9 protein-coding genes are annotated in these 11,349 nt (G+C 70.1%); 4 read left to right on the top strand and 5 right to left on the bottom strand.

Going from position 1 to position 11,349, the window contains the following annotated elements; translation table 11 throughout:
* On the bottom strand, window positions 1-434 hold a 434-nt coding region (locus tag ACFW2Y_RS30790), incomplete at its 3' end, for a DUF4442 domain-containing protein (protein ID WP_384885671.1).
* Between the two features lie 129 nt (window positions 435-563).
* Between ACFW2Y_RS30790 and ACFW2Y_RS30785 the strand changes: the two genes are divergently transcribed.
* Window positions 564-1,664 (top strand): hypothetical protein, encoded by a 1,101-nt coding sequence (locus tag ACFW2Y_RS30785; RefSeq protein WP_384885670.1) that lies wholly within the window; start codon window positions 564-566, stop codon window positions 1,662-1,664.
* A gap of 155 nt (window positions 1,665-1,819) precedes the next feature.
* On the top strand, window positions 1,820-3,172 hold the full coding sequence (locus tag ACFW2Y_RS30780; protein ID WP_384885669.1) for an MFS transporter: 1,353 nt from the start codon (window positions 1,820-1,822) through the stop codon (window positions 3,170-3,172).
* On the opposite strand, the gene ACFW2Y_RS30775 is transcribed toward ACFW2Y_RS30780, so the two are convergent.
* Window positions 3,134-3,979: a spermidine synthase gene (locus tag ACFW2Y_RS30775; protein ID WP_384885667.1), complete on the bottom strand. Its 846-nt coding sequence runs from the start codon at window positions 3,977-3,979 to the stop codon at window positions 3,134-3,136. The two genes, ACFW2Y_RS30780 and ACFW2Y_RS30775, sit on opposite strands and share 39 nt — an antisense overlap.
* 127 nt (window positions 3,980-4,106) lie before the next feature.
* On the opposite strand from ACFW2Y_RS30775, the gene ACFW2Y_RS30770 reads away from it, so the two are divergent.
* Window positions 4,107-4,862: a TVP38/TMEM64 family protein gene (locus ACFW2Y_RS30770; protein ID WP_384885666.1), complete on the top strand. Its 756-nt coding sequence runs from the start codon at window positions 4,107-4,109 to the stop codon at window positions 4,860-4,862.
* 147 nt (window positions 4,863-5,009) lie between these two features.
* Complete coding sequence (locus tag ACFW2Y_RS30765) at window positions 5,010-5,882, top strand: undecaprenyl-diphosphate phosphatase (RefSeq protein WP_384885664.1); 873 nt, start codon at window positions 5,010-5,012, stop codon at window positions 5,880-5,882.
* Between the two features lie 317 nt (window positions 5,883-6,199).
* Here ACFW2Y_RS30765 and ACFW2Y_RS30760 read toward each other — a convergent pair whose 3' ends face one another.
* From ACFW2Y_RS30760 to ACFW2Y_RS30750, 3 genes are all read right to left on the bottom strand, one after another.
* A complete protein-coding gene (locus ACFW2Y_RS30760; RefSeq protein WP_384885662.1) occupies window positions 6,200-6,394 on the bottom strand; it encodes a hypothetical protein in 195 nt (64 codons plus the stop codon).
* Window positions 6,391-6,603, bottom strand: a complete 213-nt coding sequence (locus ACFW2Y_RS30755) for a hypothetical protein (protein ID WP_384885660.1) — start codon at window positions 6,601-6,603, stop codon at window positions 6,391-6,393. Before ACFW2Y_RS30755 ends, ACFW2Y_RS30760 begins: the two co-directional genes overlap by 4 nt.
* A 72-nt stretch (window positions 6,604-6,675) precedes the next feature.
* Window positions 6,676-11,349, bottom strand: a 4,674-nt coding sequence (locus ACFW2Y_RS30750) for an RHS repeat-associated core domain-containing protein (protein WP_384885658.1), incomplete at its 5' end; no start/stop codon positions are given.

Genomic DNA, 11,349 nt, shown 5'->3' with positions numbered 1-11,349 from the left:
GTCCAGACGACGGTCATCTCACCGGTCACGGCACCGTCCTCGCGGGTGATGTCGATCTTGACCGGGAACTCGGGACGCTGTCCGGCGTCGAGCTCGGCGACGACCTCGGCGACGGGGCGGCCGAGCGTGGCGGTGGCCGTGACGACGCCCATCGCCAGCTTCTTGTAACCGATCTCGGCCTTGACCGCGAGCGGGACCGCACGGCCCAGCTGATCGCCGAAGGCCGCGAGCACGATGGCGCCGCTGGCGGACTCGGCCAGGGTGAACATGGCTCCCGCGTGCGGGCCGCCGACGTGGTTGTGATAGGCGGGCTGATCCGGAAGGCGCACGACGGCGCGCTCGGCGGTGGTCTCCAGGAACTCCAGGTTGAGGGTTCCGGCCATGGGCACCGTGGCGGCGAGCATCTCGCCGACGGACATCTGGTCTGCGCTCATGAACCGTGATGTTACCCACCGGTAGCAGACTTGGCCATCCCTCCGGGGCGCCGGCACCTCCGCCGGTCCCCGGACGGGCTCGGGGGCGGACGTGGCCGGACGATCACCACACCTCTATGGTTACTGGCCATGTGGCCAGGACAGCAGCCGCCCGGGGGCGAGCAGAACCCGCAGGACCAGAGTCAGAACCCCTACCAGCAGCCGGGGTACCAGCAGCCGAACCCCTACCAGCAGCCGCCGGCTCAACCCGGCTACCCGCAGCAACCGCCCGCCCAGCCCGGCTACCCGCAGCAGGGGTACGCCCAGCAGCCGGGGTACCAGCAGCCGAACCCGTACCAGCAGCCGACGGTGCCGCAGCAGTACCAGGTGCCGCCCCCCGGCCAGCCCGGCGGACCCGGAGACGGGAAGAAGAAGCAGACCACGATCGTGGCGATCGTCGCCGCGACCGCCGTGGTCGTCGCGGCCGGGGTCACCGGATACCTGGTGCTGGGCAAGGGCGACGGGAAGAACACCGCCGGGGACGCCAAGCCGACCGCCACGGCCACCGCTTCCGCCGACCCGTCGTCCGACCCCTCGCCCGACCCGAGCGGGTCGTCCGACGTCGACAACCCCCGCGGCGGCGCGGAACAGCAGCCGACGATCCCCGGCTGGAAGGTCGTCTACAACCCCAAGTACGGGACCCTCTTCGACGTGCCGCCCGAGTGGGAAGTGATGAAGACGGGGTCGATCACCTACGTCGAGGACGAAGAGAAGAACGACGGCACTCCGCTCGTGACGATGTCCAGCCCTACCCACCTCAAGAAGGAGTGGTGCAGCTACGACGTCGACAAGGACGGCTCCAAGGAGACCTGGAGCCTCGCCAGCGCCGGCACCAAGGGCGGCCAGGGCGCCAAGGACACCGATTCCGCCGCGCGCGGCGAGGCCGGCACCTGGGTGTGGGGCGGCTATGCACAGCACATGCCGAAGAGCACGATCAAGATCGCCAAGGCCGTGCCGTACACGACGGAGTCCGGCCTGAAGGGCAGCCTGGTGACCGCCACGGCCCCGGGCGTCAAGAAGCGCAACACATGCGAATCGGACGGCAAGTCGTTCGCCTTCAGCTTCAAGAACACCGCCGGTGACTTCTCGACCTGGGTGCTCTTCGGAGCCGCCGGCGTCGAGGGCGAGCTTCCCGACGACAAGATCCGACAGATCCTCTCCACGGTCCGGCTCGCACCCTCCGGTTCCTGACCTCGGACGACGCCGTCCGGCCACCGGGCCCGGCCACCCCTTCGGCCACCGCTTCGGTCATCGGGCGGGTCCGGTCCGACCAATCGCCCCGCGGACCGGCGGTCGGACGGGACATCGGTTTGGCGGCGCGGGCGGGGGCCGGGGATAGTCCGGGGGTGACGACACCCGCCGCCCCCCGACCCGCCCCACTCCGCTCCCGCCGCCCCGAGTGGGCCGACCGGAACTTCCTCCTGCTGACCGCCGCCACGGTCGTGACGAACCTCGGCACGCACGGCGCGCTGATCGCCACGACCTGGGCGGTCTTCGAATCCCAGGGCGACGCCGGTGACGTGGGCCTGGTCGCCATGGCACGGTTCCTGCCGCTGGTCCTCTTCCTGCTCGTCGGCGGCGCAGTGGCCGACCGGCTGCCCCGACACCGGGTGATGGTCTCGGCCAACGCCCTCAACTGCGTCTCCCAGGCCGTCTTCGCCGCCCTCGTCCTCTCCGGCGAGGCCCGCATCTGGCAGATGATGGTGCTCACCGCGCTCTGCGGCACCGGCCAGGCCTTCTTCAACCCGGCCGCCGAGGGCATGCTCATGGCCAGCGTCAGCGGGGAGCAGGCGAGCCGCGCCTTCGCCGTCTTCCGTCTGGCGATGCACGGAGCCGCCATCGGCGGCGCTGCGCTCGGCGGCGCGCTCGTCGCCTTCGTCGGACCGGGCTGGGTCCTCGCGATCGACGCCGTGGCCTTCGCCGTCGCAGGCGGCTTGCGCGCCTTCCTCGACGTGCGGAACGTCCCTGAGCGGAAGCCCGGCGGCGGGCTCTTCGCCGACCTGCGGGAGGGCTGGCAGGAGTTCGTCGGCCGACCCTGGCTCTGGTCGATCGTCGCCCAGTTCTCGGTGGTGGTCGGTCTGATCGGCGCGGTCGAGTCCGTGTACGGACCGCTGGTCGCGCGGGACGAGTTGGGCGGCGCGCGCCCCTGGGGCATCGCGCTCGCCGCGTACGGGGCGGGAACGGTCGCGGGAGCCGTCCTGATGACCCGGTGGAAGCCCCGCCGGATGCTGTTCGTCGGCACCCTGTGCGTCTTTCCGATCGCGCTCCCCTCGGCCGCGCTGGCCGTGCCGCTCGCTCCCGCGGGGCTGACCGCTGCCATGTTCGTCAGCGGGGTGGCGATCGAGGTCTTCGGCGTCTCCTGGATGACGACCATGCACCAGGAGATCCCGGAGGAGAAGCTGTCCCGGGTCTCCGCGTACGACTGGTTCGGCTCGACGGCCCTGCTGCCGCTGTCCACGGCGCTCGCCGGCCCCGTGGAGGAGGCGGTGGGCCGGAGCGAGGCCCTGTGGGGTGCGGCGGCGCTCATGGTGTTCGTCACCGCACTCGTCCTCTTCGTACCGGACGTGCGGAACATGACCCGCCGCCCGCACACCGAGGAGGTCTCGGCCGGCTCGCCGGGCGCACCGCCCCCGGACGTCCCCCTCCCCCGCCAGTCCCCCTCAGCCGATGCCGAAGGCACCGTCCGGCGGGACGGGTGAAGGAACGGCCCCGGCGTCCGAGACCGGCTCGGCGCCGGCCGTGAACCGGTCCAGGCCCCGCCCGTGTTCCACCCTTGCAGGAAAGGCGTCGCCCGCTGCCCGTCGGGCGAGGTGGGCGACGTCGATCTCCCGGCCCGAAGCGACCAGGACCGCGTTCCCGAAGCGGCGGCCACGCAGCACGGCGGGCTCGGCGACGAGCGCCAGCTCGGGGAAGACGGCGGCGAAGGTGGCGAGTTGCGAGCGGAGGAAGGGGAAGGGGGCTCCGTCGGCCAGGTTGGCGGCGTAGAGCCCGTCCGGCCGCAGCACGCGCCGGACCTCGCGCGCGTACTCGACGGAGGTGAGGTGCGCGGGCACCCGCGAACCGCCGAAGACGTCACCCACGACCAGATCCGCGGAGGCGTCCGCCGCCCCCTCCAACCAGGCCCGGGCATCGGCACGGTGCACGGTGGTCCCGGCCCCTTCGGGCAGCGGCAGGTGCTCCTCGACCAGGGCGATCAGTCCCCCGTCGGCCTCGACGACGTCCTGGCGCGAGCCGGGCCGGGTGACGGCGACGTACCGGGGCAGCGAAAGGGCTCCGCCCCCCAGGTGCAGCAGGTCGAGCGGAGCACCGGGCCGGGCGGCGCCGTCGACGACGTGGGCGAGACGCCGTGCGTACTCGAACTCCAGGTGCGCCGGTTCGTCCAGGTCGACGTACGACTGCGGTGCGCCGTCGACCGTCAGCAGCCAGGCCCGCGCCCGGTCGACGTCGGGCATGAGGCGCGCGGTGCCCTGGTCGACCTCGCGGATGACGGGGATGTGCTCGTTCACCCCCTCATTGTGCCGCCGGAGCCCCCGCGGCCGACCGGCCCCCTCCCCCACCGGAGCGTGGAACCGGGCCCGACGGACATGACGCGCATTACGGCGATCATACGGACGCGTCCGTTACCCTCCCGGAATGCTCGCTCCCGTGCCCCGGCCGCCGGGCTCCTTCGCCGTCCGCTGCTCCCGGGCCCTGCTCTCCCCCCGTGCGCGGCTCTCCCTGCTCGCCCTGGTGCTGCTCACGGCCGCCACGCTCGTCGTGCTGTACGAGCCGCAGCGACTGCTCTCCTCGGGCTGGCCGTTCCACGCCGGCGGCGCCGGGGCGGTGTTGCTCTTCGGCCTCGCGTACGGGGTGTGCGCGGCGGCGTTCGTACCGCGTCCGGTGCTCAACCTGGCCGCGGGGGCGCTGTTCGGCACGGCGGCCGGTCTGACGGGGGCACTGGCGGGAACGGTGCTCGGCGCCGGGATCGCGTTCACCCTGGGCCGGTTCCTGGGCCAGGACGCGCTGCGCCCGTTGGTGCGGGGGCGCTGGCTGACGGCGGCGGACGGTCAGCTGAGCCGGCACGGCTTCCGCTCGATGCTGGCGATCCGACTGTTCCCGGGGGTGCCGTTCGCGGCGGCCAACTACTGTGCGGCCGTTTCCCGGATGGGGTACGTGCCCTTCCTCCTCGCGACGGCGCTGGGCTCGCTGCCGAACACGGCGGCGTACGTGGTGGCGGGTGCCCGGGCCGGCTCGCCGGGCTCGCCGGCCTTCCTCTTCTCGGCCGGCTTCATCGTCCTGTCGGGCCTCGGTGCGGCCGTGGTGGCCTGGCGCAAGCGGCACGGGCTGCGGGCCGCCGCGCCCGCTTCCGTTCCGCAACCGGTGCGGGAACCGGTGGGTAGCGCCCGGTAGTGCCCGAAGCGGGCGGCCCGGCGGGACGGGGCGGTCCGCGGCCCGGTCGTCGCGCACCCGACCTCGCGGCGGGCCCGTCATCTTGGGACGGTACGCTGCGCACGACCTTCTGACCGCACACGTACATAACGGGACGGCCCTAGCCCCATGAGTTGGTTCGAATCGTTCATCCTCGGACTCGTCCAGGGGCTGACGGAGTTCCTTCCCATCTCCTCCAGCGCACACCTCCGGCTCACCGCGGCCTTCGCCGGCTGGCAGGACCCGGGGGCCGCCTTCACCGCGATCACCCAGATCGGCACGGAGGCCGCGGTCCTGATCTACTTCCGCAAGGACATCGCCCGGATCGTCACCGCCTGGTTCCGCTCCCTCACCGACAAGGCGATGCGTTCCGACCACGACGCCCAGATGGGCTGGCTGGTCATCGTCGGGTCGATCCCGATCGGCGTCCTCGGCATCACGCTCAAGGACCAGATCGAAGGCCCGTTCCGCGACCTGCGGCTCACCGCCACCACCTTGATCGTCATGGGCATCGTCCTCGGCGTCGCGGACCGACTGGCCGCGCGGGACGAGATCGGCGGCCGTCACCGCGCCATCCGCGAGCGCAAGACGCTCCGGGACCTGAGCGTGAAGGACGGCCTGATCTACGGCTTCTGCCAGGCGATGGCCCTGGTCCCGGGCGTCTCCCGGTCCGGGGCGACGATCTCCGGTGGTCTGCTCATGGGCTACACCCGCGAGGCGGCGGCCCGTTACTCCTTCCTGCTCGCGATCCCCGCGGTGCTGGCCTCGGGCGTCTACGAACTGAAGGACGCCGGCGAGGGACACGTCTCCTGGGGCCCGACGATCTTCGCGACGATCATCGCGTTCGTCGTCGGCTACGCGGTGATCGCCTGGTTCATGAAGTTCATCACCACCCGGAGCTTCATGCCGTTCGTGTGGTACCGGGTTGTACTGGGCATTGTGCTGTTTGCGCTGGTGGGAGCCGGTGTGCTGAGCCCGCACGCAGGTGAATCCGGCGGCTGACCGGGCCGTCGCACGGGGTCGCGATCTAGCATTTCCGTGCACCTGATTGTGCCTGCGATGCCGAGCCGGGAGCGGATCACCCACTACCGGATCGACGAGGCGCGGGCGATGCACCGGATGGGCCGGTCGGGCGAGGCGGTGGTGACGCTGCGGCAGGCGGCGCAGCGGGCGCCGCACTACGTGCACGCGCACCCGATGCCACGCGAACTGGTCGGTGACCTGGTGCGCCGCGGGGTTCCGTCCCAGGCGGCGGCCCTGTCGGGCCTATACCGCCGGGAGGGCCGGGCAGCAGTTGGCCGCCCGGCCCTCCCCGTACATCACTGCTGGGTGAAGTACAGGAACCCCTTCCACCGAAGGTTCGCGATGTCGTACTCGAACGTCATATCGATCACGCGCCGATCCGGCCGTCCGGAGAGTACATCGGCGGCCCTGCGTAGAACGGAGACGGGGCTGTCCGTGTCTTCGTCGCCCTGAACCACGACGCGGACCAGTTTCATCTCGTCGGTGCTCATGCGCCGCTCCCCTTGACCGGGTCTGCGAACACGGTGATGTGACAGCTCGAACTCGGGTTCTCGGAGTCCAACCGGCCCACGTTGATCGCCCACACGTCCCACCTGTTGCCCAATTCCTCGAGCCGGTCCGCCGCTGTTCGCAGCAGGTCCGCTACCTCCTGGCCGCTGTCGGCCGGAATGCCAAGACTGAAGTGATGGGTGGTCCACATCTCTTTCTTCGTGGCTCTGATGCTCAGCTTGTGATTACGGCTCCTACGAGCCATCGGTCCTCCAAGGGGTGACTAGAACGGGTTGGCGACGAGGGCGAAGCGCCAGCTCCAGCGGAAGCTGAAGCGCTTGAACCACCCCAGGGACGCGAGGAAGGCCAAGCCGACCACACGGTTGGCCTTGTAATGACTTTGCCGCTTCTGCCTGTTCCGCGAGCCGTTGAACTTCTGGTTCTTCTTGATCTTCTGCATCGCGCTCTTGAAGTCCTTCTCGCTGTACGGCTTGCCGGAGTTCTTCTTAAAGTAGGCGTCCTTCTCCTTCTTACTGAGGGTCTCCGGCCCTTCCAGGCCAGCGTCCTCCTGGAGGCCGCCATCGCGACCGTCCAGATCGAAGCAGTTGATCGGGTCCGCGTCGCAGTACTCGTACGCGTTGGAGTTGCCTCCGTAGACGGGGTCGATCGAGTGGAAGCGGCCGATGGTCGGGTCGTACAGTCGGGCCCCCATGAGGGTGAGACCGCTGAGCGTGTCGCTGGAGCGCTGCTTGGCGCCCAGCCAGTCGTAACGCGTGACTGCCTGACCGCTGCGAGGGCTGCCGTACTCGTCGGAGTCGAGGGCGATGGGTGCCTTGCTGGTGTCCAGCGGGAGCTGAAGGGCGACGTCGCCGTGGATGGTGGTGAGCTGGAGGACGGTGTCGCCAGTCTTCCCGGTGGTCGCCGCCAGGTTTCCGGACGCGGAGGTGACGTTGCGGGTCAGGGCACCGGTAGCGGTGTCCTCGACGATCCAGCGGGGGGTGTCGCCGTCGCTGGAGTAGTGGTTGAGCTTGGATTCCGTCTGGGTCCAGGTGCTGCCACTGCCAGTCTCGACCTTCCAGGAGCGGAAGCGCTGGGCGGCATCGAGCTGCCAGGTCTGGCGCTTGCCACCGGAGGTCTGCTGGTAGGCGAGGTCATTGGCGTAGTAGCCGAGGGTGCTGCCCGGCAGGGAGGTGGTGCGGCCGAAGACGTCGTAGACGTATCCGCTATCGACGAGGCGGTCGGCGCTGTCGTAGGCGTGGCCGGTGGTCGTGCCTCCCGTGGTGGTGCAGTCCAGGCCCGGAGCCGCAGCGGCGGCGGTGCGGGACTTGCGGTTACTGCGTGCGTCGAAGGTGTAAGCGCGGCGCGTGCAGACGGTGTCTGCGGTGTCCTCGACGACGGTCAGGCGGCCGACCGCGTCGTAACGGTACGTCTGGTCGGACCAGCCGGCATGAGTGCTCACCTGGCGGTGTACGGACCGCGTGACCGTGTCGGAGGCGAGGGTGACGCCGTCGCTGTCCCGCGTGTACGTCCGGTGCACCGGGGCACCAGTGGTGTCCCGGGACTCGCGAAGCGTATATCCGCCGGGCAGCCTTTCGCTGCTGACGGAGCCGTCGGCGTCGTAAGTCGTCTGGAAGACACCGGCGATGGAGTCGGTGGTCTTCGTGACGAGGCCACGCGGCTCGACGGTGGAGTCGTAGGTGTACGTGGAGGTCGAAGGAGCGTTGTCGGTGACCTTGACCGGACGGTCGAGCAGGTCGTACTCGGTTGTGGTCACACCTGCGTCGGCGTCGGAGTAGGAGATCAGGCGGCCGAGCCGGTCGAACCGCTTGGTGATCGTGCCACCGGTCGGCGAGGCGGTCTTCACGGCCCGGCCCGTGGCTGCGTCGTACTCGGTGGTCGACTCCGGTACCGCCTGACCGACACCGCCTGTAACAGCGACCTTCGTGGGTCGGCCCGCCGCGTCATGCGTCGTCGTGGTGGTGCGGGTGACGCCGTTGGCGGTCTCGATCAGCTTGGCGGTGTTACCCCACCCGTCGTACTCGGTGGCGGTGGTCGGCAGGCCGGTCGGGTTCGCACCGCCGCCGGTGATGGCACCGCCGGGAGAAGTCGAGCAAACCTGGTCGGCCCATTCGGGGCGGCCCTGGCAGGTTCCCGTGCCGGTAGCGGACCAGTAGGTGGTCAGCCGCGTGGCGGCGTCGGTGCCGGTGGCGCCGGGCAGGAGCTCCTTGACGGTGCGGCCTTGGTCGTCGTATTCCGTGGTCTTCGTGATCGCGAGACCATCCGGGTCCTTGACGGTCCGGGTAGGCAGGCCCTTGACCCAGTCGTAGATTGTCTGGGTGGCTCGCGCGTCACCGAGGACGGTGGGGTGCTCACGCACCTGTGCGCCAAGCGTGGTCCTGGTGACCTGGTTCTTGACCTTGGCGGTACCGTCGGTGGGCCGGCCGTCGTCGTACTCGTTGACTCGCCATTCCCGAGCCGTGACCGAAGTGCCCGCCTGGACCAGGGTGGTGGTACCGGAGATCAGGTCGGCGGTGAGGTCGATCCTGCGCAGCGGGCCGAACTTCTCCAGCTCGCGGGCGCCGGTGCCGTCGTAGACGGACTTGGTGGTGAGTAGGTCGGCGCGCTCGGCACTGGCGTTCTGGGCGATGCCGAGGTCGGCCTGGACGGCTCGGTCGTCGGCGGTGACGCCGAGGGCGACAGCCCGGTTGGCGGCCGACAGCTCACGGACGGTGTTGCCGAAGCGGTCGTACTCGGTGGTGGTGATGTGCCCGCCGGGGGTGGCCGTGTTGACCTGGCGGCCCGACACACCGAGATAGCTGATGGTCGCCCGCTTGTAGTCGGTCGCCGTCAGTGCACTGCCGGAGTTCGACGCGGGAACGGCATCGGCCGGGAAGACAGCCGTCGCGTCCGTCGGAGCGTCGAGCTGGCCCCATGTCTTCACATCGGCAACGCCCAGCTGGTACAGGGCGGTGGCGCCGGTCAGCGGCACGTCGTAGACGACCGAGGTCGTCGCGGTGCCTTCCTCGACGTCGGCGGTGCCCTGCTTCAGGCCCGAGCGGGACGCCTTGAGTAGCATGCCGTCACCGGCGGTGGCGGCGTTGCCGGCCCTGCCGTAGGTGAACGTCCACGGGAGATGGCCGGGTGTGGTCAGCTCCGTGACGCGGCCCGCGTTGTCGTAGGTGTACTCCGTCTTCAGCGCGGGGCTGATCAGCGGGTTCCAGGTCTGGCGCAGCCGGCCCGCCTCGTCGTAGAGGTACGTCTGCACCGTCTTGGCAGTAGCCGCTGCGGCCCCCGGGTCGGTGGACCACAGGTGGACCTCCTTCACCTGGCCGGTGATGTCGCCGAAGGCGGTGGAGGTGGCGGTGGTGGCGGTGGCGTAGACGAACTCGAGCGCACGGCAGCCCTTGGTGGACGGTGTGGCCGTGCACGTGGCGGCGGACGTGGCCGACGTCGGCGCGATCACGCGCTTCGGGCGGGCGAGCTTCTTGCCATCCACGGTCACGGTCTCGGAGACGACCGTGGTGGTGGAGTTGGTGAGCCCGTCGAGCAGGGTGCTGGATACCTGCCAGGTGGTGGCGGTCGGGTCGGGCTTGGTGAACTGGGTGACCGTGCCCTCGGTGTCCGTCAGTGTGAAGGATCCGGTGACGCTGCCGGTGAGGGTCAGGCTCTCCGCGCCAGGCTCCGGGATCCAGGCGGTCTTCGCCGTGTTGGCGGTGAAGTGGGTCTCCTCACCCTCGTTGTCGACGACAGCAACGGCAGTGTCGGAGATCTTGCGAATGTGGGAGTAGTCCGACTCCGTCAGCTCGGCCGCGGTACCCGAGACCCACTCGTTGCCGAAGATCGGCGCCTGGCCCTCCTGCTTCGTACCCTTGTCTGGCGTACGGGAGGAGGCGGTGCGAGAGACTGACAGGCCGAACGCGGAAGCGTCGGTATCGGAGAGGGTGTAGTCACCCGTGAGCAGGTTGACCGAACCGGGTCCGACCTCCTCGGCGGCCGCGCCAGAAGCGTTGCGGTCCACGACCACCGACAGGGGCAGCGTGCTGCCTGTCGCGGAGTTCGGACCGGTGAAGTCGGCCTTGACCTGGACGGTGCCGTCGGGGTCGACGGTGTCGGTGGCGTTCCACACCAGCGGGTTGTTCTTGCCGCCGGTCAGCGGGACGGGCCACGCGGTCAGCGCGGTGCCGCCCGAGGTGACCTGACCGGCCGGGATCTGCTGCCACGGGTCGGCCTCGGAGCGGCGCCAGGAGAAGGACACCGCGTCGTACTTGGCGCCGTCGGCCTCGGCGACCAGCGGCAGCCGGCGGGCGGTGCGCTCACCCTCACTGGGCTGGACGAAGCCGCCGGGGCCCGCGTGGAAGGTGTAGGTGACGGCCTCGGACTTGTTGTCGGCCTTGTCGACCTGCCGGACCTGGAGGGTGTGGGTGCCGTCCTTCGGCGGGGTGATCGAGACGGCCTTGGCGGCGGTGGAGCCACCGGTGGCGACCTTGGTCCAGGTCACACCGTCCAGCGACCACTCCAGCCAGTTGTGGTCGGTGCCGTTCGGAGTGACGGTGAAGGTGCCGGCCTGGCCCGCGCCCTTGACCCACGCGCTCGCCGGGTAGTCGGTCGAGGCGATGCCGGTCGGCGCGACGGGCGCGGTGGTATCGACCGTGAAGGTCTTCCACTCCGACCAGCCGGTGTTGTAGTGCGTGCCGTCGTAGGGCGACGTGCGGAACTTGTACGTCTTGCCGTTCGTCAGCACGCCCGCCGAGACGGTGACGGAGGCGACCTGACCGGAGTTCACCCACGGCGAGACGATGACGTTGCCGACCTGGGTGTTGGTGACGGAGTCGAAGATCTGGAAGGTGCCGTTGACCTTGTCGCCGTTGGGGTCGACGAAGGTGTCACGCAGGGTCGGTGTCACCGTGTTGACCACGTAGGCGCCGTTGTAGGAGAAGAACGGCGGGCCGGCTTCCTG

The sequence above is a fragment of the Streptomyces sp. NPDC058877 genome (assembly GCF_042742855.1).
Lineage (GTDB): Bacteria > Actinomycetota > Actinomycetes > Streptomycetales > Streptomycetaceae > Streptomyces.
Note: the sequence above shows the minus strand (reverse complement) of the source record. Positions and strands in the feature narration are given on the sequence as shown.

Bases quoted from the DNA above. Each gene is read 5' to 3' on its own strand.
- ACFW2Y_RS30785 (WP_384885670.1), top strand. From the start codon at position 564: ATGTGGCCAGGACAGCAGCCGCCCGGGGGCGAGCAGAACCCGCAGGAC.
- ACFW2Y_RS30770 (WP_384885666.1), top strand. From the start codon at position 4,107: ATGCTCGCTCCCGTGCCCCGGCCGCCGGGCTCCTTCGCCGTCCGCTGC.
- ACFW2Y_RS30765 (WP_384885664.1), top strand. From the start codon at position 5,010: ATGAGTTGGTTCGAATCGTTCATCCTCGGACTCGTCCAGGGGCTGACG.
- ACFW2Y_RS30760 (WP_384885662.1), bottom strand. From the start codon at position 6,394: ATGAGCACCGACGAGATGAAACTGGTCCGCGTCGTGGTTCAGGGCGAC.
- ACFW2Y_RS30755 (WP_384885660.1), bottom strand. From the start codon at position 6,603: ATGTGGACCACCCATCACTTCAGTCTTGGCATTCCGGCCGACAGCGGC.